The organism is Micromonospora sp. WMMD710, assembly GCF_029626045.1.
In the GTDB taxonomy this organism is placed as follows: Bacteria; Actinomycetota; Actinomycetes; order Mycobacteriales; family Micromonosporaceae; genus Micromonospora.
The window spans coordinates 3253459-3274313 of the sequence record NZ_JARUBD010000001.1; the positions used below are offsets into that span (position 1 = coordinate 3253459).

The 20855-nt window shown below is 71.7% G+C and carries 20 protein-coding genes; 9 read left to right on the forward strand and 11 right to left on the reverse strand.

What is annotated here, in order from left to right; translation table 11 throughout:
* Positions 1-125: 125 nt before the first annotated feature.
* Positions 126-305, forward strand: coding sequence for a DUF4236 domain-containing protein (locus O7620_RS14890; RefSeq protein WP_030333600.1), 180 nt, complete (start codon positions 126-128; stop codon positions 303-305).
* A 182-nt stretch (positions 306-487) separates the two neighbouring features.
* On the opposite strand, the gene O7620_RS14895 is transcribed toward O7620_RS14890, so the two are convergent.
* Both O7620_RS14895 and O7620_RS14900 read right to left on the reverse strand, forming a co-directional pair.
* A complete protein-coding gene (locus O7620_RS14895) occupies positions 488-1372 on the reverse strand; it encodes a hypothetical protein (RefSeq protein WP_278123498.1) in 885 nt (294 codons plus the stop codon).
* A gap of 24 nt (positions 1373-1396) precedes the next feature.
* Positions 1397-1918 (reverse strand): VOC family protein, encoded by a 522-nt coding sequence (locus O7620_RS14900; protein ID WP_151493279.1) that lies wholly within the window; start codon positions 1916-1918, stop codon positions 1397-1399.
* A gap of 49 nt (positions 1919-1967) precedes the next feature.
* Here O7620_RS14900 and O7620_RS14905 point away from each other — a divergent pair, with 49 nt between their 5' ends.
* Together O7620_RS14905 and O7620_RS14910 are read left to right on the forward strand one after the other, a co-directional pair.
* On the forward strand, positions 1968-2429 hold the full coding sequence (locus O7620_RS14905) for a MarR family transcriptional regulator (protein WP_278127007.1): 462 nt from the start codon (positions 1968-1970) through the stop codon (positions 2427-2429).
* 57 nt (positions 2430-2486) lie between these two features.
* Entirely contained in the window at positions 2487-4049 is a 1563-nt protein-coding gene (locus O7620_RS14910) for a tetratricopeptide repeat protein (RefSeq protein WP_278123499.1), read from the forward strand.
* A 10-nt stretch (positions 4050-4059) separates the two neighbouring features.
* Here the strand turns inward: O7620_RS14910 and O7620_RS14915 are convergent, their stop codons facing one another.
* Both O7620_RS14915 and O7620_RS14920 read right to left on the reverse strand, forming a co-directional pair.
* Positions 4060-5505, reverse strand: coding sequence for an ATP-binding protein (locus tag O7620_RS14915; RefSeq protein WP_278123500.1), 1446 nt, complete (start codon positions 5503-5505; stop codon positions 4060-4062).
* Entirely contained in the window at positions 5502-6158 is a 657-nt protein-coding gene (locus tag O7620_RS14920) for a response regulator transcription factor (protein ID WP_151491219.1), read from the reverse strand. The genes O7620_RS14915 and O7620_RS14920 overlap by 4 nt, the downstream gene beginning before the upstream one ends.
* 96 nt (positions 6159-6254) lie before the next feature.
* On the opposite strand from O7620_RS14920, the gene O7620_RS14925 reads away from it, so the two are divergent.
* Positions 6255-7364, forward strand: coding sequence for a sigma-E factor regulatory protein RseB domain-containing protein (locus tag O7620_RS14925; RefSeq protein ID WP_278123501.1), 1110 nt, complete (start codon positions 6255-6257; stop codon positions 7362-7364).
* 261 nt (positions 7365-7625) lie between these two features.
* Positions 7626-9851 carry an ATP-binding domain-containing protein gene (locus O7620_RS14930; RefSeq protein ID WP_278127008.1) on the forward strand — a complete coding sequence of 742 codons (2226 nt, stop codon included), beginning with the start codon at positions 7626-7628 and terminating at the stop codon, positions 9849-9851.
* A gap of 106 nt (positions 9852-9957) precedes the next feature.
* Here the strand turns inward: O7620_RS14930 and O7620_RS14935 are convergent, their stop codons facing one another.
* Positions 9958-10377, reverse strand: a complete 420-nt coding sequence (locus O7620_RS14935; RefSeq protein WP_278123502.1) for a hypothetical protein — start codon at positions 10375-10377, stop codon at positions 9958-9960.
* Positions 10378-10568: 191 nt separating this feature from the next.
* On the opposite strand from O7620_RS14935, the gene O7620_RS14940 reads away from it, so the two are divergent.
* Together O7620_RS14940 and O7620_RS14945 are read left to right on the forward strand one after the other, a co-directional pair.
* Positions 10569-12611, forward strand: a complete 2043-nt coding sequence (locus O7620_RS14940) for a glycerophosphodiester phosphodiesterase family protein (protein ID WP_278123503.1) — start codon at positions 10569-10571, stop codon at positions 12609-12611.
* A 177-nt stretch (positions 12612-12788) separates the two neighbouring features.
* Entirely contained in the window at positions 12789-13157 is a 369-nt protein-coding gene (locus O7620_RS14945) for a hypothetical protein (protein ID WP_278123504.1), read from the forward strand.
* Positions 13158-13226: 69 nt separating this feature from the next.
* On the opposite strand, the gene O7620_RS14950 is transcribed toward O7620_RS14945, so the two are convergent.
* The 4 genes from O7620_RS14950 to O7620_RS14965 all read right to left on the reverse strand — a co-directional run bounded on the left by O7620_RS14950 (position 13227) and on the right by O7620_RS14965 (position 16593).
* Entirely contained in the window at positions 13227-14180 is a 954-nt protein-coding gene (locus O7620_RS14950) for a sporulation protein (protein WP_278123505.1), read from the reverse strand.
* 193 nt (positions 14181-14373) lie between these two features.
* Entirely contained in the window at positions 14374-15402 is a 1029-nt protein-coding gene (locus O7620_RS14955; protein WP_278123506.1) for a HEAT repeat domain-containing protein, read from the reverse strand.
* A gap of 103 nt (positions 15403-15505) precedes the next feature.
* Positions 15506-15727: a DUF397 domain-containing protein gene (locus tag O7620_RS14960; protein ID WP_151491211.1), complete on the reverse strand. Its 222-nt coding sequence runs from the start codon at positions 15725-15727 to the stop codon at positions 15506-15508.
* On the reverse strand, positions 15724-16593 hold the full coding sequence (locus O7620_RS14965) for a helix-turn-helix transcriptional regulator (RefSeq protein WP_278123507.1): 870 nt from the start codon (positions 16591-16593) through the stop codon (positions 15724-15726). Before O7620_RS14965 ends, O7620_RS14960 begins: the two co-directional genes overlap by 4 nt.
* Positions 16594-16927: 334 nt before the next feature.
* On the opposite strand from O7620_RS14965, the gene O7620_RS14970 reads away from it, so the two are divergent.
* Together O7620_RS14970 and O7620_RS14975 are read left to right on the forward strand one after the other, a co-directional pair.
* On the forward strand, positions 16928-17200 hold the full coding sequence (locus tag O7620_RS14970) for a DivIVA domain-containing protein (protein WP_151491209.1): 273 nt from the start codon (positions 16928-16930) through the stop codon (positions 17198-17200).
* Between the two features lie 41 nt (positions 17201-17241).
* The gene (locus O7620_RS14975; protein ID WP_278127009.1) at positions 17242-17523 is read left to right on the forward strand and encodes a hypothetical protein; all 282 of its coding nucleotides are present in this window, start codon (positions 17242-17244) and stop codon (positions 17521-17523) included.
* 263 nt (positions 17524-17786) lie between these two features.
* On the opposite strand, the gene O7620_RS14980 is transcribed toward O7620_RS14975, so the two are convergent.
* Positions 17787-18560, reverse strand: a complete 774-nt coding sequence (locus O7620_RS14980) for a DeoR/GlpR family DNA-binding transcription regulator (RefSeq protein ID WP_278123508.1) — start codon at positions 18558-18560, stop codon at positions 17787-17789.
* 37 nt (positions 18561-18597) lie between these two features.
* The gene (locus O7620_RS14985; protein WP_278123509.1) at positions 18598-20589 is read right to left on the reverse strand and encodes a beta-galactosidase; all 1992 of its coding nucleotides are present in this window, start codon (positions 20587-20589) and stop codon (positions 18598-18600) included.
* Between the last annotated feature and the right edge of the window lie 266 nt (positions 20590-20855).

Here is a 20855-nt window from a genome sequence, read left to right on the forward strand (position 1 = left end):
TTGATGGGGTTTACGGCCCCGCAGCCGCACCGTCCAGGCCGGACACCGAAGGGGTTTCAGACGTTGCCCGTTCGGGAATGTTCGATCTCGACACGGCAGGGAACGGTGACGAGGGGAGTCCTCCGATGGGCCTCATGTTTCGCAAGCGCAAGAAGTACGGACCGATCATCCTGAACTTCACCGAGAACGGCTTCTCCTCGTGGAGCATCAAGATCGGGCGCTGGTCCTGGAACTCCAAGGCACGGGCGCACCGGGTCGACCTGCCGGGTCCGCTGTCCTGGAAGCAGGACAAGTCCCGGTCGTAAGACATCCCGGGAGTCGAGCGGGGTGCCGGTGATTCACCGGCACCCCGCTCGGCGTCCCCGCCCAGCCCCTGCCCTGCCCCCACCCCCGACTCGTCGATCTTGCACTTTCGGTTGCCGTTTTGCGTGGAACACCCCTTAGGCCACCGCAGAAAGTGCAAGATCGCGGCGGGGGTGGGGCGGGGTTAGCTCGTTGGGGTGATGATCTCGTCGCCGGCTAGTCGGCCCGTCTCGCGGTCGCGGCGCAGGTCGCCCGCCTCGAGCAGATCGGCCAGCGCCCGGTTGGTGTCGGCGGCCCGGTAGACGGTCGCGGTCAGGGTGTGTCGGCGCAGCTCGGTGACCGGCCGTGGCCCGCCCGCGCGCAGCTCGGCCAGCAGCTCGTGGGCCAGCGAAGCGAGATCGGGATCGCCGACCACGTCGACCGTCGTGCCGGTCGGGTCGAGCGGGTCGCGGTAGCGCGCGCCCAGGTCCGCGCCGACCGCCCAGAGCGCCTCGCGCACCGCCTCCAGACTCCGGTCGGAGCGGCTGCCGAACGCGATGACACCGGCGGCCCCGCTGTCCGGCAGCACCAGAGCCACCTCGGCGACCAGGGGGAAGCCGGCGGAGACGAGCACATCCCGGGCGCTGTCGTCGGTGTGCAGCAGCACCTCGCCGGTCCGGCCGTTGGCCGCGGCGGTGAGCAGCTTCGGCGTCACCGCGCCGGGCACGTCCACGAAGGAGAACAGCGGCGCGCCGGCCGCCCCGGCGGCCTTCACCGCGACCGGCAGCCGGTACGGGTCGCCGGGCAGCAGGTGCACGGTGACCTCGGCGGGTAGCTCCGCCTCGATCGGGCCGAGTCGGGCCGGCAGGTCGGCGGCGCCGTCGGCCAGCACCAGCACCGTCACCTGCCGGCCGCGCGCCTGGTCGCCGTGCGCGGCGACCAGGCGAAGTGCGGCCTCCGCGCTGCCCGCGTCGACGCCGGCGAGAGCGACGGTGGCTCGGCGGGAGCGGTGCAGGGCCGCGGGCAGCCAGGTCGTCAACTGGCGGACCAGCAGCTCGCGGAGGAAATCAGTGGTCCGGTCGGTCGGCATCGGTCCGTTCTACCGCATGCCTGCTCAGGCCGGGACGGAGATCCCCACCCCGCCGCGGGTCTGCCCGCCGTAGCGCCGCCGCTCGGCGTCCAGGTCGAGTCGACCGATCTGCTTGCGGGCGGCCAGTGCGGCGTCGTCGAGCAGGTCGGCCGGGATCAGCCAGACCACCTCGAACTCCAGGCCGTCCGGGTCCTTGCCGTAGAGGCTCTTGGTGGTGCCGTGGTCGGAGGTGCCGACCAGGGCGCCCGCGGCGACGAGCCGCTCGGCTGTCGCGGCCAGCTCGTCGAGGGTGTCGACCTCCCAGGCCAGGTGGTAGAGGCCGACGGTGGCCCGTCCGGCGGTCGACCGACCGGCGCCGGCGCCGATCTCGAACAGGCCGAGGTCGTGGTCGTTGGTGGAGTCCGGAGCCTGGAGGAAGGTGGCGCCCCGGAAGCCGTCCGGGGTCATCGCCACCGGGCGGAAGCCCAGCACGTCCCGGTAGAAGGCGACGCTGCGGGCGAGGTCGCTGACGTAGAGGACCGCGTGGTTGAGCCGGTGGATACCCATGACCTCACAGTAGCGCCGTTTAGTTGAGCGTTCAACCATCGCGGGTATGATGGCCGTCATGACCCGCTGGCTGGACCCCGACGAGCAACGCACGTGGCGCGCGTACCTCGCCGCCTCCCGGGCGCTGATGGACACGCTCGACCGCGAGCTGCAACGCGACGCCGGCATGCCGCACGCCTACTACGAGATCCTGGTCCGGCTCTCCGAGACCCCCGGCCGCCAACTGCGGATGAGCGACCTGGCCCAGGCGGCGGGGTCGTCGCGCAGCCGGCTCTCGCACGCCGTGGCCCGCCTGGAGGCCGCCGGATGGGTACGCCGCGAGGAGTGCCCCACCGACCGCCGAGGGCAGATCGCGGTGCTCACCGACGAGGGATTCGCCACCCTCGCCGCCGCCGCACCCGGCCACGTCGAGGGGGTACGCCGGCACCTCTTCGACGCGTTGAGCCCGGCTCAGGTCGACCAACTGCGCCGGATCAGCGAGACGTTGGCCGAGCACCTGACGACATCCTGACCGATCGACACCGCCGTGGGTCTTGTACTTACCGTCGTCGGATGAGCACGATGGGGCGTGCCCTCCGGCTTCGGCGAACTGACTGATCAGGCGCACCACCTCGTCTCCTCCGGTGACCTGGCGGGCGCGCAGCGGCTGCTCTCCGACGCGCTCACCGACGCCGACCCCCGGCCGGCCAACGCCACCGAAGAGTTGGCCGAGGCCGCCAGCCTCCAGGCGCGGGTGCTGGTCGCCCTCGGCGAGCCGCACTCCGCCCGTGGCTGGGCCGCCTTCGCGTACGCGGCCACCACCCGGCTGCACGGCCGATCCGACCCGCGTACGGTCGCCGCGGCGGCGACCCTGGCCGCGGTGCTGCACCGGGTCGGCAGCCACTCGCGAGCCGCCCGGCTCTACCAGGAAGTCATCATCGAGCTGACCGCGCAGGACGGGCCCGAGTCGCTGCGGGTGCTCGCCGCGCACGCCGACCTGGCCACCGTCGAATACGCCCGCGGCCAGTGCACGGTGGCCCGCGACCGACTCCAGGACGCCTGGGAGCTGCACCGCGAGGTGTACGGCGACGGGCACCCCAGCGGCATCAAGATGCTGGCCCGGCTCGGCGCGATGCAGCGCGACTGTGGCCAGTTCGCCGAGGCTCACGACAATCTGGCGCTGGCCCGTGAGCTGTGCCGGCAGCACCTGCCCGCCGACGATCCCCTGGCCGTGCAGGTGGCGGCGCTGGCCCGGGCGGCCGCGAACCCCGACCACGTCTGCGCCGACGAGCCGTCCACCCCCCGGGACGCCCCGACGGTGCCGGCGGCCCGCGTCCCCCCGCTCGACGACCGGCCGGTCGACTCCGGCTATCACCCGCCCCACCACGCCGGATCGACGGCGGCGGGCGGGACGGTTCCGAACCCGCGCACACCCTCCGACGAGCCGGGCGACGCCACCTGGCCACCCGAGCCGGCCAGGGAGTCCGTGTCCCCGTCCAGCGAGGCGCCGGTCCCGCCGTCGGTCGTCGGGCTGGCCGGGGCGACGCAGGAGCAGTCCGGGGTGTACCGGCTGCACCGCCCCTCCGCCGACCCGTACGCGCCGCTCGAGCCGTACACGCCGTCGCGCCTGCTGCCGGTGCCCGTGCACCGGGCCCCGCCGCCGCCCCGCAACCGCCTGGTGCCGGTGCTGGTGGCCGGCGTGGTCGTGGTGCTGCTCGGTGCCGCCGCGGTGATCGCCGGGGTGGCCCGCGTCGACGGCGACGACGAGCCGACGCCGCCACCGGCCACCGGCTCCCCCACCGCCGGCCCACCGGCGACCACCGCGCCCGCCCCGGGCGCCGCACCCACCTCCGCCGGCGCCGCGCCGGCCGCGGCCCCACCCGGCAGCCCGCCCAGCGCGGTGACCCTGCGCGACAGCCGGGACAGCATCACGCTGCGGTGGACGTACCCGGCCGGCGGCGAGGGTCCGGTGGTCATCGCCGGCGGCCGGACCGGCCAGGACCGCAACGTCTTCGCGACCCTGCCCGCCGGCACCACCACCTACGTCATCTACGCGCTCAACCGCACCAACGACTACTGCTTCACAGTGGCCGTCGTCTGGTCCACCGACACCGTGGCCAGCTCGGAGCAGGTCTGCACGCGCCGCCGCTGACCGGCGTCCGTCAGCGAGGGTCGTCACCGTCCCCGGCCGGCAGCGCCGGCAGCAGTAGGCACACCCGCAACCCCGGTCGCTGGCCGTCCGCGTCGGTCAGGGTGATGCCGCCGCCGGCGCGGCGTACCAGCTCACGCACGATGGCCAGGCCGAGACCGGCACCTCCGTCGTCGCGGGCCCGGCCGTCGTCGAGCCGGGTGAACCGGTCGAAGACCCGCTCCCGGTCGATCACCGGGATGCCCGGGCCGTCGTCGGTCACCGTCACCAGGTGGTACGCACCGGAGGGAGCACCGCCCCGGCCGGTGCCGGCCGGCGGCGTCGTCTCGGCCGCGAGCAGGACGCTGCCGCGCGCGTGCCGGACCGCGTTGTCGACCAGATTGGCCACCACGCGGCGCAACTCGTCGACGTTGCCGAGCGTCCAGAGCGGGCCGGTCGGCGGCAGCACGCGCACGGGCGGCGACGGATAGCGGGCGGCGACCTCGGTCAGCAACCCGCCCAGTTCCACCGGGCCGGTGCCGCGGGCCTGCGGCGCCTCGTCCAGACGGGCCAGCAGGAGCAGGTCGTCGACCAGGCGACTCAGCCGCTCGGTGTCGGCGAGCAGGTTCCCGGTCACCGTCGTCCAGTCGGTCCGGTCGGCGAGCCGCTGGGCCACCTCCAGCTCGGTCCGGATGTTCGTCAGCGGGCTGCGCAGCTCGTGCGCCGCGTCGGAGACGAACGCCCGCTGCCGCGCCCGGGCGGACTCCAACCGGGCCAGCATGCCGTTGAGGGTGACCGCCAGCCGGTGGATCTCGTCGGCCGAGGCGGGCACCGGCAGTCGACCGGTCCCGGCCCGTCCGGTGATCTCCTCGGCTCCCCGGCGCAGCGCCTCCACCGGCCGCAGCGTCGCGCCCACCACCCGCCACGCCACCCCGGCGAGCACCGCCACCAGCAGCGGGAACGCCACCAGCAGGATGACCCGGACCACGTGTGTGCTGTGCCGCACGTCGGCCATCGAACGGGCCACCAGCACGGTCAGCGGATCGGCGGCCGTACCGGCGGGCACGGTGACCACCCGGACCGGCCCGGCCAGCCCGACCCGTTCCGCCGGCACCTCCAGCCGTTGCCGGCGGCCCGGGTCCAGTCGCTGCGGCCGGACCATCGGCACCAGCCGGTCCGCGTCGATGGAGGCGGCCCGGATGCGTCCCTGCGCGTCGATGACCTGGACGCGGACCTGCCCGCCGGCCACCGGCAGCGGATCGGGCAGCGCGTCCTCGGCGGCGAGCAGCGCGACCGCGTCGGCGGTCCGGAACGCCTCGGTGTCGACGGTCCGTTGCAGCACGAAGCCGAGCGCGCCGAGCAGCACCACCCCGCCGAGCGCCAACCCGACCGCGAGGCCGAACACCCCGATCGCCATGAGCCGCCCCCGCAGCCCCAGCACCGGCAGCCGACCCCGCCACGGCCGGCCGGCGCCGGTCATGTCGCCAGCCGGTAACCGGCGCCCCGCACCGTCTCCAGCCGGTCCCGGCCGAGCTTGCGGCGCAGGTAGCCGACGTAGACCTCGACGGCGTTCGGCGCGGTCTCGACGCTGGCGTCCCAGACGTGGTCCAACAGCTCGATCTTGGAGACCACCTGGCCGGGCCGGCGCATCAGGTAGTCCAGCAACGCGTACTCCCGCGCGGTCAGCGTCACCTCGGCGTCAGCCCGGGTGACCCGCCGCCGCGCCGGGTCCAGCCGCAGATCGCCGACCGCGAGCACCGTCGGGCGTTCCGGGGCACCCCGGCGCAGCAACGCCCGCAGGCGAGCCAGCAGCACGACGTACGAGAAGGGCTTGGTCAGGTAGTCGTCGGCGCCGCAGTCCAGGCCGTCGGCCTGGTCGTACTCGCCGTCCTTGGCGGACAGCATCAGCACCGGCAGCCAGTGCTGCTCCGCCCGCAGCCGCCGGACCAGCTCGTAGCCGGAGAGGCCGGGCAGCATCACGTCGAGGATCATCGCGTCGTACCCGCCGTGCCGGGCCGCGTCCAGGCCGGCCGGGCCGGTCGCCGCGACATCCACCGCGAACCCCTCCGCCTGCAACCCGCGTTGCAGGGCAGCCGCCAACCGGGCCTCGTCCTCCACCACCAGCAACCGCACGGCTCAAGGGTGCCACCCGGGTCAATGACCACGGTTCCGCGTCCTCAGCACGTTCACAGCCTCGACCGGGCAGGATGATGCGCAGGAGGTGCCACCATGTCCGTTCTGAGAAGCCGTCCCGTCCTGCGCTGGCTGGTTCCGGCGACCGCCGCCGTGGCCGTCATCGGCGGCGGCGCGGCCATCGGCACGTTCGCCGCCGAGGCCGAACCGAGCCTGCCGCCGCGTACCGCCGCCCAGCTCCTGGTCGATCTGCAGACCTCCCGGCTGGAGGGGTTGTCCGGCACCGTCGTGCAGCGCGCCGACCTCGGCCTGCCGCCACTTCTCGGCCTGGCCGGCGGCAACGACGCCACCACCCTGCTGACCGGTACGCACACGCTGCGGGTCTGGTACTCGGGGCCGGAGCGGCAGCGGGTCGCGCTGCTGGACACCCTGGGCGAGCGGGACGTGGTCCGCAACGGTCGGGACCTGTGGACGTGGCAGAGCCGATCCAACACCGCCAGCCACCGCACGCTGGGCGCCGACGCCGCCGAGAAGCGGGCCCCGGAGGCGGGAACGAACCTGCCGGCCACCCCGCAGGAGGCCGCCGACCTGGCGTTGGGCGCGATCAACCCCAGCACCGAGGTCAGCGTTGGCCGGTCGGCCACCGTCGCCGGCCGGGACGCGTACGAGCTGGTGCTCCAGCCGCGCGACCGCGACTCGCTGGTGCACCAGCTGCGGATCGCCATCGACGCCAGGCAGCACGTGCCGCTGCGCTTCGAGGTGCTCGCCAAGGGCAGCGACCAGCCGGCCTTCGAGGTGGCGTTCACGCAGGTCGACTACCGGCGTCCCGATGCCGACCAGTTCACGTTCAACCCGCCGCCCGCGGTGACCGTCAAGGAGGAGAGCGCCGAGCGGTCCGCCGCCGGTAAGCCCGAGCACGCCGCGCCGACCGGGGACCCGAAGGTACGCGCCGTCGGCTCCGGCTGGACCACCGTGCTGGTCGCCCGCGTCGACGGGGCGCTCGGCGGCAAGCCGGCCGACGCGAAGCCGGCCGGCGACGCACCCGACGTGTCGAAGCTGCTCGGCGGTCTGCCGGCGGTCAGCGGCGACTGGGGCAGCGGTCGGCTGCTCACCGGCAAGCTGTTCAGTGTGCTGCTCACCGACGACGGTCGGGTGCTCGCCGGAGCGGTCACGCCGGAGCGGCTCTACCAGGTCGCCCGCGGCTGATCTCCGCGGTGTTCGCGCCGGGTCGACCTGACGGTCGGCCCGGCGTTTCGCCGTGTGTGGGCCGCGCGTCGGCCCGTCTGGCTTGGTGAGTGCCCGCGGAACGCGCTATCTTCAACAATTCGAGGGCACAAAAAAGAACGGCCTAAAGCCGTTCCTGCAAAGGATTCTAATCTTTAGGGAGACGGCTTGTCAAGGCACTCCGGCGGTTCCGGTGAATTGCCGCTCGACGACGAGATCGGCCGCGAGCAGGAGTACGTCTCGATGCTCTACGACCGGCTGGACGGGCTGCGTGAGCAGGCCGCCAACCGGCTGACCGACGAGCTGCGCAGCACCGGCGGCACCCTGCAGGACCGCTCCCAGCGCGACAGCTCGGTAGCCATGTACGCCGACCAGGTCGAACAGTTCTCCGCCGTGGAGAACGGCCTTTGTTTCGGCCGGCTGGACGGCGACGACGACTCCCGCCGCTACATCGGCCGGATCGGCATCTTCGACACCAGCGGTGACTACGACCCGCTCCTGATGGACTGGCGGGCCCCCGCCGCCCGCCCGTTCTACCTCGCCACCGCCGCCAACCCGCAGGGCGTACGCCGCCGCCGGCACCTGCGGACCCGCCAGCGGAAGGTGACCGGGCTCAACGACGAGGTGCTCGACATCGACACCGCCTCCCCCGGCGCGCACGAGGAGCTGACCGGTGAGGCGTCCCTGCTCGCCGCCCTCAACGCCGGGCGCACCGGGCGGATGCGCGACATCGTCGAGACCATCCAGGCCGAGCAGGACGGGATCATCCGCGCCGACCTGCCGGGCGTGATGGTGGTCCAGGGCGGCCCCGGCACCGGCAAGACCGCGGTGGCGCTGCACCGGGCGGCGTACCTGCTCTACACGCACCGGCGGGAACTCTCCAGCCGCGGTGTGCTGCTGGTCGGTCCGAACGCGACCTTCCTGCGCTACATCTCCCAGGTGCTGCCGACGCTGGCCGAGACCGGCGTGCTGCTGCGTACCCAGGGTGATCTCTTCCCCGGGGTGAGCGCCCAACGGACCGAACCGGCCGCGACCGCCGCGCTCAAGGGTCGGGCCGTGCTGGCCGAGGTGCTGGCGTCGGCCGTACGGGACCGGCAGTGGGTGCCGGACGAGCCGCTGGAGATCGAGGTGGAGCGGGAAGCGCTGACCCTCGACCCGGAGACCGTGCGCACCGCCCGCGACCGGGTACGCCGCACCGAGCGGCCGCACAACCTGGCCCGCGCGCTGTTCGACGTGGAGATCGTGCACGCGCTCGCCGACCAGGTCGCCGAACGCATCGGCGCCGACCCGCTGGGCGGCGACAACCTGCTCGACGAGGCCGACCGGGCCGAGATCCGCCGGGAACTGCGCGACGAACCCGAGGTGAAGGCCACCCTCGACCGGCTGTGGCCGGTGCTCACCCCGCAGCGCCTGCTCGCCGACCTGTACGCCGACCCGGAGCGGATCGCGGCCGCCGCGCCGACGCTCACCGATGACGAGCGGGCGCTGCTGCACCGTGAGCCGGGTGGTTGGACGCCGGCCGACGTACCGCTGCTGGACGAGGCCGCCGAACTGCTCGGCGAGGACGAGCGGGCCGCCGCCGCCCGTCGCGACCGGATCCGCCGGTTGGAACGCGAGTACGCCGAGGGCGTCCTCGAAATCGCCCGCGGTTCCCGCTCGATCGACGTCGAGGACGAGGCCGAAGGTGGCGAGATCCTCGGCGTGACCGACCTGATCGACGCCGACCGGCTGCTGGAACGGCAGGAGGAGGCCGACCGGCTCACCACCGCGCAGCGTGCCGCCGCCGACCGGAGGTGGGCGTTCGGCCACGTCATCGTGGACGAGGCGCAGGAGCTGTCGCCGATGGCGTGGCGGCTGCTGATGCGCCGCTGCCCGAGCCGCTCGATGACCATCGTCGGGGACGTCGCGCAGACCGGCGCGCTCAGCGGCACCCCGTCCTGGGCGGAGGCCCTCGCGCCGTACGTGGCGCAGCGGTGGCGGCTGACCGAGCTGACGGTCAGCTACCGCACCCCGGCCGAGATCATGGCGGTCGCCGCCGACGTGCTGGCGGAGATCGACCCGGGGCTGCGGCCGCCGCGCTCGGTGCGGGAGAGCGGCGTACCCCCGTGGGACCGTGCGGTGCCCGACGGGCAGTTGGCGGCGGAGTTGGTGGCGGCGGCCACCCGGGAGGCCGCCGGCCTGGCCGAGGGTCGGCTGGGCGTGATCGTGCCGGCCGGCCGGGTGGACGAGTTGGGCGCCGCGCTGACCGCCGCGCTGCCGGAGGCCGCCGTGGGCGAGCATCCGGAGTTGGAGAGCAGGGTGGTCGTGCTGACCGTCGCGCAGGCCAAGGGTCTGGAGTTCGACTCGGTGCTGGTCGTCGACCCGGACCGGATGGTCGCCGAGTCCCCGAGAGGCCGCAGCGACCTGTACGTGGCGCTGACCCGCGCCACCCAACGCCTGGGCATCCTGCGCCCCCAAACCCAACCCTAACCCCGGCCCTGACCCGGACTCAGCAGTCGATCATGAGGTTGACGTGGAGTGTGATCTCCGATCGCCACGTCAACCTCATGATCACGCGGGGAGGGCGCCGGGGTGGTCAGTCGGTGGCGCGGTCTCGGATGGACTTGGCTGGTTCCGGTGCGGAGGTGGACTGGTCGCTGGTGCCTCCACCCGTCGGGGTGCTCAGACCGCCGGTGGTGGCGTCGCCGGTCGTGGTCGGTGCGACCTTGCCCGGGTGCCGCTCCGGCTGCCGGGCCACCCGCCGCACACTCGCCGGGCCGGCCGTGCCACCGGTCGTGGTCACCGCGCCCTGACCGCCGACGGGGCCGCCGTCGCGCAGCACCTGCGGGTCGATCCGCTCGCGTGCCGGGTCGAACGAGTCGTCACGCTGATTCTGGCTCTCCACATCGGTGCGGGGCACCGTCACCTCATCGAGGGCACCCTCGCCGTACACGCCGCTGGCGATCCGGTTCTCCGCCCGGCGGGCGGCTTCCTGCCGCATGTCGTCCTCACGCACGTCCATCACCTCGCAGAAGCTGTGGAACTGACTGCGTGCCCGGCCACCGGCCGACCAAACCCGCGCCGGCCGGGAGGTCGTCCACCCCGGTTCACCGTCGCGCCGCCCGCTGGCCGCCTGCCCGCCGCCGAAGCTGTCCATGCTGGCCGGCGACCGGTGGGAGACGCCCGCCGGCAGGAGGGGAAGACAGCGTGCGCACAGTACGCCGTACCGCCGTCGCGGCCCTGGTGGCCGCGACGGTGACGACTGGGCTCGCGGTGCCCGCCCAGGCGAAGCCGCGACCGGACCGGACATTCGACGTGCAGGCCCACCGCGGCGGCCTCGGATTGCGCGTGGAGAACACCCTTGCCTCCTTCGGCAACGCCCTCCAACTCGGGGTGAGCACCCTCGAACTGGACGTGCAGATCACCGAGGACGGCCAGGCCGTCGTCACCCACGACCGCAAGATCAGCGGCGCCAAGTGCGTCGACACCGCCCCCGTGACGGTGGGCGACCCGGAGTACCCGTACGTCGGGAAGTACATCAACACGCTCACGCTGGCCCAGGTGCGCTCGCTGGACTGCGGGTCGAAGACCCTCGCCGACAAGCCCGGCCAGCTCGCCGTTCCGGGTGCCCGGATGCCGCTGCTGCGTGAGGTGTTCGCCCTGGTGAACCGGTACCAGGCGAAGGACGTGAAGCTCAACGTCGAAACCAAGGTGGAGGCCGGCGCGCCGACCGAGACCGCGCCCCGCGAGCAGTTCGTCCGGGTGACCGCGGCGGAGATCCGCGCCGCCGGGCTGCTGAAGCAGGTCACCATCCAGAGCTTCGACTGGGGCGCGCTGATGCGTATGCGCCAGGTCGAGCCGAAGCTGCCGTTGGTCGCCCTGACCAACTACGACTTCCTCCAGACCGGCCAGCCGGGCGCCTCGCCGTGGCTGGGTGGGCTGGACATCGACGACTTCGGCGGTGACCCGATCAAGGCGATCCGCAGCTTCGGCGGCAGCGCCTTCTCACCGGTGCACGGCATGCCGCAGAACGGCACGGTCACCGACCCCGGCTACAAGCCGTACGTCACCAAGGAGATGGTCGCCCAGGCACACCGCTACGGGATCAAGGTGATTCCGTGGACGGTCGACGACCTGCCGACCATGGCCAAGCTGATCGACGACGGCGTGGACGGCATCATCACCGACTACCCGGACCGGCTGCGCGCTCTGTTGGCGCAGCGCGGTTACCGGCTGCCGAAGGCGTACGCCGCGCCGTTCGACATCCAGGCGCACCGCGGCGGTCGGGCCACCCGCCCGGAGAACACGCTGCCGGCGTTCGCGAACGCGCTCGCCAACCGCGCCATCTCCACGCTGGAACTGGACACCGGCGTGACCGCCGACGGGCAGCTCGTGGTGCTGCACGACCGCACCGTCAACGGGTCGCACTGCGTCGACACCGCCCCGGTACGCCCCGGCGACCGGACGTTCCCGTACGTGGGCAAGCCGGTGCACGAGCTGACCCTGGCGCAGCTCAAGACCGTCGACTGCGGCACGAAGACGCTGCCCGAACTGCCCGCGCAGGTGCCCGCCCCGGGTGCCCGGATCCCGACCCTGGACGAGGTCTTCGCCCTGGTGAAGGCGAGTGGCCGCAGCGACATCGGGATGAACATCGAGACGAAGATCAGCCCGGTGGAGAACGACACCGAGCCGTACCGCAGCTTCACCCGCAAGCTCGTCGACGCGATCCAGCGGGCCGGCTTCACCAGCCGGGCCACCATCCAGTCGTTCGACTGGCGCACCATCACGTACGCCCGGCAGCTCGACCGGCGGATCGGTACGGTCGGCCTGGTCTGGCAGTACGGTCCGGCCGAGTGCGCCACCCTCGCCGACGAGTGCTCCCTGGAGGCGGTGTACGGCAACCCGTCGGTGAAGAGCCCGTGGACCGGTGGGCTGGACTGGTGGAAGTACCAGGACCTGGGCAAGCTGACCCGGGCCGCCGGTGCGGGCACGGTGTCGGCCAACTGGCAGGTGCACGACCCGAAGCAGGGCACGGTCGCCTCGGCCGACTGGTACCTGCGGGAGAACCCGGCGTACTTCCACGGACCGGACGTGCGGACCCTTCAGACGCGCTACGACCTGAAGGTGATCCCGTACACCGTCGATGACGCGACGGTGATGCAGCGGGTCATCGACCTCGGTGTGGACGGCATCATCACCGACGACCCGGACCTCCTGGTGAGCGTGGCGATCCGCAACGGCCTGCGCTGACGCGCCGACCCGACCGCCGGCCGGACAGATTTTCGGCCGGCGGTCGGTGTTACCTGCTCAGCGGCCTCGGGTAGTCGGGGGGTGTCCCCGCCGTGAATGCGAACCGTGCCGTGGCCGAAACGCGGTAGCGGGGCGAGGGAATGCAGGTACGACTCATCGCATCCTGAGGAGGACCAGATGAGCACGCAGGCTGCTTCCACCCGGCCGATGAACCGGCCGATGAACGACCCGCAGAATCCGGCGATGATGCGGGACACGCAGCAGATGCCGGCCATGCGGGACGGGCACCGAGACCCGATGCCGTCGCCGGGTACGGAGACCAAGCAGGCGTTCCTGACGACGGAATTCTGGGTCTACGCCGCTGCCGTCGCGCTCCTGGTGATCGCCGCGTTCTGGAAGGGCACCACCGCCAACGGGTTGAACATCAACAACCCGGGCCAGACGTGGCTGTTCCTGAGCATCCTGACCGGTGGTTACCTGGTCAGCCGTGGTCTGTCGAAGGCAGGCTCGGCGCGCCGGTCCGGCAGGGAGCGGAACAAGCACTGACGCGTCGTGCGTGAACAGTGGCCTCCGGGAGAGTTCTCCCGGAGGCCACTGCCGTCGTGTGTGGACGGCTTACTCGTCGCCGCCGAAGTCCCCGAAGTCGCCCTCGAACGCGTCCTCGATCAGTTCGCCGGCGATCATGCCGCCGGCGACACCGAGCGCGGCACCGGCCACCATGCCCCCCATGCCCCCCATGCCGCCGTGCCCATGGCCGTGGCCGTAGCTCGGGCCGTACTGGGAGCGCAGGCTGCCGTAGCGGGACGTGGTTTCGCGCAGCCAACCGTCGACGACCTGCGCCCAGTCGACGCGGTCGACGTCGGCGTGCGACACCTGGTAGCGGCCGAACGCGTCGTGCCCGGCGCTGAGGAAACCGCCGCGCTTGTCACACTCCAGGATCACCTCGACGCCGTACTGGTTGGTCACGAAGGTCAGCTCGACCTCGTTGATCGTGCTCGCGTACTGCGGGGACGCGAAGAACTCGATCTCCTGGTAGAACGGCAGCGTCTGCTGGACACCCTGGATGTGGCCACGCTCCAGGTCGGCGTGCTTGAACCGGAAACCGAGGCGCTGGAACGCCTCCAGGATCCGCTCGTGCACCGGCAGCGGGTGCACCGCCACCTGGTCGAGGTCGCTCTTGTCGACCGCGCGGGCCACGGACAGCTCGGTCCGCAGACCCATCGTCATGCCGTGCAGGCGCTGGCCGTACACGTCGGTGATCGGCGTCTCCCAGGGCACCGGCAGCCGGAACGGAATCGACAGCTGCTGCTTGGGGGCGAGCTCGAACGCGCCGCTGACGCCCATCCGGTGAAACTCCATGGTGCCCGCGTACTCGGTGTCGTGTCCCTCGACCTCGACGCGGGTGACCAGGCCGATCACCACCTGCTCGATGGCCGCCGGGGCGTCACCGCCGACGAGGTTGACCTGCCCGTCGAGGGTCAGGCCGGGCCGGGTGTTGGGGTTGGTCAGCACGGTGTCCACACTCGGACCGCCCACGCCGAACGCGCTCAACATCTTCTTGAAGACCATCGAAACTCCTGTGCGACGCCGACCGCTCCAGGCTGGAGTCGGACGTTGACTCGACCGGCACCCTATCCAGCGCCCCTGTGAGGTGGCTGTGAAGCGCCGCGCCCCGCGTTCCGGCCCTTGATCGACTCGGGTTCCTGGAAACCGGGACATCACCACGACCGGGACACCCCCGGTTCCAGCGAGCCCGAGTCGATCAGCGTCGCAGATCCTCGATCGCCAGTTCGGCCGCATGGTCCGGGTCGCCGCCGGCCCGACTCAGCAGCCCGTCCGCGAACCAGTGGCCGGCGATGCCCGATCCGTCGGTGACGTCGAGGTACAGGCCGAGGTCGCAACGCTCCCCGAAGACGGTGACCTGCAGATCGGGGCGGCGACGATGGACGGCGTCGAAAAGCCGCCACACCGACTCGTCGCGCTGGCCACGGCACACCGGGTCACACTCGCGCAGCGCCTCGGCGACACCGGCCGCGGTGGGATCGAACCCGTCCAGCAGCGGCAGCAACGACGGGTCCGCCAGGTAGGCGGCGGCCTGGAAGGTGAACGTGTGCACCGCGTCCTGTGCGAGCAGCCCGCGTACCAGTGGAAGCGCCCGCACGTCCCGTCGCCGCGCCAGCCCTCGGGTGCCTTCCGCGCGTACCTCCGGGTCGACGTCGTGGGTGCGGTCCCACAGTGCCCTCCGGACGGCGTCGCCGTCGGCGGTGCTCGCCCAGCCCAGACCGAAGGTGGCCCGCTCCCGCACCGTCGGGTCGGGATCCGCGCACAGGTCGATCAACACCGCCGCGCCGGCGTCGGCCGGCGGGTCGTCGAGGACCGCCGGCACCGCGACCGCGACCTGGAACCGTACGTCGCTGTCGGCGCTACTCGCGAGGGTGACCAGGGTCGGCAGGGCGCGGGGATCGCAGGTGGCACCCAGGGCCCGCGCGATCGACCAGTGCACCTCGGGATCGGCCTCGGTCGTGGCCAGCGAGATCAGGGCCGTCGCGGCGTCCCGGCGCAGGTCGTCCCCATGCACGTCACTCGCGAAGCCGAGCAGGTCGCAGGCCGCCGCGCGCACCACGCGGTCCGGATCGGCGAGGTGTCCGACCGCCAGCCGGACGGCCGCCACACCCGAGCCGGCCGCCTGCCGAAGCAGCTCCGAGCCGTCGTCGTAGTCGCCCTGCTCGACGGTCCGACGCAACTGCCGTACCGCCCGGCCGAACAGGTCCGCGATCTCATGCGCCTCCACGCCCGGGATGGTGCCCGCCGGCCAGGTCTTGATCAACCCGATATCGCCGATGTGGCGGTATCACCGTGACCGGGACACCCCCACTTCGGCAATGTCGAGTCGATCACGGATCGGTGCGCGCGAACGTGCCGTCCTTGACCCCGTTGACGAACGCGGTCCAGCCGCGGGCGCCGTAGAGGAGGGTCGCTGCCGCGCGGTCCTTGCTGTCGCGCACCGCCACTCGACCTGACCCGTCGAGAACAGGCCCCGCTTCGACGCAGCTCCCGCCGTTGCTGTTGCTCCGAGTGCTGATGTGCCAGGCCACGGATGGCAAGGCTTCGTTCATGGCAGTTCCTCCGTGATCGTCGCGATCAGCTCGGCCGCCTCGCGCTGATCGAGCGCGACACCCTGGAGGCGATGGTACGCAAGCGCATAGCGTTTCGACTTCGGAGATTCCATGAATCGGCGCCCGCCCAGGGTCTCGGCATAGGCGACCTCGGGATACGGCTTGGGCATCCGGAAGAGGACAAAGGAGCCGTCAAGACCGGCATGTAGGCCGACCCTCGATGGCAGTACACGGATGTCGATGTTCCGCTGCCGCATCAGCTCGGCGAGGTGTTGCAGTTGGCCGCGCATCACGTCAGGGCTTCCGACCGGTCGACGAAGAACGCCTTCGTCGATGATCGCCGTTACGCGAACGGCAGGCTCGCGAGTTAGCACACGTTGACGGTCGATCCTCAATTGCAGCCACTTGCTCACCGAGAAATCCGTTGCCTGCTCGCCCTCCGCATTGCGGATCACTGCCTCCGCGTAGGCCGTCGTCTGCATCAGTCCCGGCATCAGGAATGCATCCCACGAGCAGATGTGCTCAGCCCTCGTCTCCAACCAGGGGAAATCGATGAAGGAGGCATCCACCAACTCGTCGTAGTCGTCGTCCCACCGATCCGTCCGCCAGGCATCTTCGGCGAGCTGAATGAAGCGGCTCCGCTCGCGTCCGTCATGCTCGCCGTAAAGATCGAGCAGCGACACGACGACTCCCCGGCGGAACGGCCACTCGGCGCGCTCCCAACGGGCGATCGATGAGAAGTCCCGCTCCAGGAATTCGCCCGCCTGCTTGAGGGTGATGCCGCGCTGTTCCCGCAACTGCCGCATCTGCTGGCCGAGCCACTGTGCGCGCAATGTCTGGACGAACGATTCACGTCTGCCGGGCATGGGTCCCCTCTCATGACATCCCTCATGACGAACTTCGTTGGTGTCGTTGCACCAATACCGAGGCCACTGGAAGCGTGGCCTTCGGGTGAGGGTGATCGCCGGCCCCCGGGGACGCCCGGTGCAAACACGGCAACCGCGGCTGTGCCAACAGCCGAGAAGGTGACGAGAGACGGCCTCGCGAGTGGCAGTCGCATACCGGCTCTCGTCGGGTCTCAACTAGAGCGTCGGGATGCGCGAATCCCGGCTCCGAACCGACTTGACGAATAACTACCACGGCGAAGGGCGCCCTCGCGACCCTGACCCGCCCATCGGTCGACGACTCGTGAGGTGATGAATGACCCGAGGCACGCTCTACGACGGCACGCTGCACGGCGGCGCTCGGCTGGCCCGACTGCATCCGAGCCAGGTCCGCGACCGGCAGTTCACCGTGGTCGGCTTCGGCCGGCGCGGGTTGGACCCCCAGGAGGTACGGCGGTTCCTGCACCGGGTCGCGCTCGACCTGGCGACGCTGCACCACGATGTGGCTCGGCTCAGCGAGGAGAACGCCCGGGTGAAGCGGGCGCTGCGCGACTGGCAGAGCGCCTGGTCCGAGCGGCGTCAACCGTGAGCCCGGGATGGGAGCACCAGTACAGCGGGCTTTTCACGCCGTTGCCCCGGTTCGCCGTCGAGGCGTACACGGAGCGGCCCTGGCATGTCATCCACCTGCCGGTGGCGGTCACCGACCTGGCCGGGGCACTGGACCTGGCGCGGACGCTCGCCCGTGCACTGGCCTCCACACCGCAGGTCGACGTGGGCGGCATCACCGTGTCGGCCGAGGACGCGCAGCACGTACGCCACTGGGTCTTCTGCGACCGGATCATGCCCGGTCGCCGCCGCTGCACCCTACCGGCCGACCACCCCGGCCCCTGCCAGCTCAACGACGACCCCTAGGCCCGCGCGCCCCGGCAAGATCCGCTCAGTTTCCGGGAAACTGCTGCCTCCAGGACGCTTGAGGGGCCAACTTCCCTGTTCTTGTTCGGATCTTGGCCCGAGTTCGGTGGCGAGAGGGCGCGCTGGCGCAGGACGATCCCATCGTCTGGGTGTCCTACGTGCCGCTCCTCCCCCTTGCCCTGCTCCTGTTCACCGGGCTGTACCTGTTCGCGTTGCCGTACCTCAGCAAGCGGAGGCAAGCCGGGCGGCCGAGATGAGGGGCGTCATGGCTCCACGATGACCAACTCGCCGACCTGTTCGCCGATCGTGGTGCGCGCCTCGGGCGGCAGCCCCCCGTCGGTGATCAGCACGTCGGCGGCCTCCAGTGGGGCGATGGTGGCGATGCCGATCGTCTCCCACTTGGTGTGGTCGGCCAGCACCACGAGCCGGCGGGCGGCGCCGATGAGGCAGCGGTTGACGCCGGCCTCCAGCAGGTTCGGGGTGGTGAAGCCGGTGCGTGGGCTGAGCCCGTGCACGCCGAGGAACAGCAGGTCGACGTTGAGCGCGCTGATCGCCGCCTCGGCGACCGGCCCGGTCAACGCGTCCGACGGGGTACGGATGCCGCCGGTCAACACGACGGTCTGGTCGGCGCGCGGGTTCTGATAAAGAGCGTCGGCCACCGGGATCGAGTTGGTCACCACGGTCAGCCCGCGTACGTCGGACAGGAGCGTGGCCAGCGCGGCCGTGGTGGTGCCGGCGGACAGCGCGATGGCCATCCCCGGCTCCACCATGCGCGCCGCCCGCTCGGCGATGGCCCGCTTCTCCTCCTGCTGGCGGATCGACTTCGCGGCGAAGCCTGGCTCCTCGGCCGAACCCGGCCCGGCGAGGGTCGCGCCGCCGTGCACCTTGTCGACCAGGCCGCGTTCGGCCAGCACCTCCAGGTCACGCCGGATCGTCATGTCGGACACGCCGAACCGGCTGACCAGGTGACTCACCCGCACGCCGCCACGCTGGCGGATCAGATCGAGAATCGCGGTCTGCCGCTGCTGGGCGAGCATCTGAGGAACCTCCTTCGCGCCGTGACTGCCGTGCGGATCAGACCCGATCCTCACGGACGACCGCCACCTCACCGGCCGGCACGGTCAGCTCACCGGCACACCGCGCCCCGGTCAACAACTCGACGCCGGCCGCCGGGATTCGTACCTCCGCCTCGGTGTGGTTGATGACGAACAGCCAGGTCCGCTCACCGTCGCGCCGCCGTACCACCTCCACGCCGGAGGGCGCCGGCGCCGCCGGACGGACGCCGGCCTCGTCGACGAGCCGGGCGACCAGCCGGTCGGTGGCCGGCTCGTCCAGCCGGGTGCCGACGTACCAGGCGGCGCCCGCGCCGACCCGGTGCCGGGTCAGCGCCGGCACGCCCGGCAAGGGCCCATCGGTGTACGACGCCAGCACCTCCGCGCCGTCGGGGTGCAGCCATTCGGTCCACACGTCGGCGACGCTGCCGTCGTCGAGGCGCACCTGCTCGCCCTCGCGCAGCGGGAAGAACTCCTCGGTCCGTACGCCGAGCAGCTCGCGGAACGCGCCCGGGTAGCCGCCCAGCCGGATGTGGTCGTTCTCGTCGACGATGCCGCTGAAGTAGGTGACCGCGGCGGTGCCGCCGGCCTGCACGTACCGGTGCAGTGCCTCGGCGTCGGCGTCGCGGACCAGGTAGAGGGTCGGTGCCAGAACGAGGCGGTAGCCGCTGAGGTCGGCCGACGGGTGGACGATGTCGGCGGTCACGCCGGCTCGCCACAGCGCGCCGTAGAGGGCGGCGAGCCGGTCGGTGTAGGTGACGTCGACGCTGGGGTGTGAATCCAACTCGACCCCCCACCACGCCTCCCAGTCGAACAGGATCGCGACGTCGGCGTCCACCCGGCTGCCGCGTACCTCCGCGAGGGCCTTGAGGTTCGCACCGAGCTGGCAGACCTCGCGGAAGACCTTGGTGTCCGGGCCGGCGTGCGGCACCAGCGCGGAGTGGAACTTCTCCGCGCCGGCCCGGGAGGCGCGCCACTGAAAGAACAGCACCCCGTCGGCGCCGCGGGCGACGTGCGCCAGGCTGTTGCGGCGGAGCTGCCCGGGAAGCTTCGCCACGTTGCGCGGCTGCCAGTTGACCGCGCTGGTGGAGTGCTCCATCAGCAGCCACGGGTCGCCGCCGGCGACGCCCCGGGTGTGGTCGGCGGCGAGGGCCAGGCCGAGCTGCGCCTGCGGGTCGGCGGCGGTCAGGTAGTGGTCGTTGGAGACGAGGTCCACATCGGGGGCCCAGGAGTGGTAGTCCATGTGCTTGATGTCCATGCCGACCATGAAGTTCGTGGTCACCGGCTGGCGGACCATCGTCTTCAGCAGCTCGCGTTCGGCACGCAGTTGGGCGCGCTGCTCGTCGGAGGAGAAGCGCAGGAAGTCCAGCTGCTGGGTGGGGTTGGCGATGGCCGTCACCGTGCGCGGCGGGTTGATCTCGGCCCAGTCGCCGTAGCGCTGGCTCCAGAAGGCGGTGCCCCAGGCGTCGTTGAGCCCGTCGAGGTCGCCATAGCGTTCCCGCAGCCAGCCGCGGAACGCCTCGGCGCTGACGTCGCAGTAGCAGTGCACGTTGTGGCAGCCCAGTTCGTTGGAGACGTGCCACATGACTACGGCGGGGTGATCGGCGTACCGGCCGGCGACCGCGCGTACCAGCTCCAGCGACCGCTCGCGAAACACCGGGGAGCTGGGGCAGTACGCCTGCCGGCCGCCCGGCCAGAGGATCGTGCCGTCGGCCCGGCGGGGCAGGGTCTCCGGGTGGGCGCGGGTCAGCCACGGTGGCGGGCTGGCGGTGGCGGTGGCCAGGTCGACCTGGATGCCACCGTCGTGCAGGAGGTCCAGGACCCGGTCCAGCCAACCGAACTCGAACCGGCCCGGGGTGGGCTCCAGCAGTGCCCAGGAGAAGATGCCGACGGAGACCAGGTTGACCCCGGCCCGGCGCATCAGCTCGATGTCCTCGGACCAGGTTTCCTCGGGCCACTGCTCGGGGTTGTAGTCGCCGCCGAAAAAGATGCTGTCACCCTGCCATCGCCGCATGACAGCTGAGGGTGCACCGGAGGGTCAACGGAAGTCAACAGGTTCCAACATCCAGTTCTTTTCCAACGTTTACCACGTAACAGCCGTGTCACGACTGGGTTATCGGAGGCGAACAGCCCTCTTGACAGCGGCCTGCGGAGGGGTAGCTTGAGGCCCCAATGGCCGTTCGTGTTCGCCAATGTGGATTCTCGGTGGATCCCGATGGGTGATCACGACGCTGGACCTGCCTTCACCACCCCCTGATGGCCCTTGGGCGTAGCACCTCT

Bases quoted from the DNA above. Each gene is read 5' to 3' on its own strand.
- O7620_RS14980 (WP_278123508.1), bottom strand. From the start codon at position 18,560: ATGCTCGCCCAGCAGCGGCAGACCGCGATTCTCGATCTGATCCGCCAG.
- O7620_RS14900 (WP_151493279.1), bottom strand. From the start codon at position 1,918: ATGGGTATCCACCGGCTCAACCACGCGGTCCTCTACGTCAGCGACCTC.
- O7620_RS14965 (WP_278123507.1), bottom strand. From the start codon at position 16,593: ATGCCCGGCAGACGTGAATCGTTCGTCCAGACATTGCGCGCACAGTGG.
- O7620_RS14890 (WP_030333600.1), top strand. From the start codon at position 126: ATGGGCCTCATGTTTCGCAAGCGCAAGAAGTACGGACCGATCATCCTG.
- O7620_RS14915 (WP_278123500.1), bottom strand. From the start codon at position 5,505: ATGACCGGCGCCGGCCGGCCGTGGCGGGGTCGGCTGCCGGTGCTGGGG.
- O7620_RS14950 (WP_278123505.1), bottom strand. From the start codon at position 14,180: ATGGTCTTCAAGAAGATGTTGAGCGCGTTCGGCGTGGGCGGTCCGAGT.
- O7620_RS14945 (WP_278123504.1), top strand. From the start codon at position 12,789: ATGAGCACGCAGGCTGCTTCCACCCGGCCGATGAACCGGCCGATGAAC.
- O7620_RS14960 (WP_151491211.1), bottom strand. From the start codon at position 15,727: ATGAACGAAGCCTTGCCATCCGTGGCCTGGCACATCAGCACTCGGAGC.
- O7620_RS14985 (WP_278123509.1), bottom strand. From the start codon at position 20,589: ATGCGGCGATGGCAGGGTGACAGCATCTTTTTCGGCGGCGACTACAAC.
- O7620_RS14930 (WP_278127008.1), top strand. From the start codon at position 7,626: ATGCTCTACGACCGGCTGGACGGGCTGCGTGAGCAGGCCGCCAACCGG.
- O7620_RS14925 (WP_278123501.1), top strand. From the start codon at position 6,255: ATGTCCGTTCTGAGAAGCCGTCCCGTCCTGCGCTGGCTGGTTCCGGCG.
- O7620_RS14895 (WP_278123498.1), bottom strand. From the start codon at position 1,372: ATGCCGACCGACCGGACCACTGATTTCCTCCGCGAGCTGCTGGTCCGC.
- O7620_RS14970 (WP_151491209.1), top strand. From the start codon at position 16,928: ATGACCCGAGGCACGCTCTACGACGGCACGCTGCACGGCGGCGCTCGG.
- O7620_RS14905 (WP_278127007.1), top strand. From the start codon at position 1,968: ATGGCCGTCATGACCCGCTGGCTGGACCCCGACGAGCAACGCACGTGG.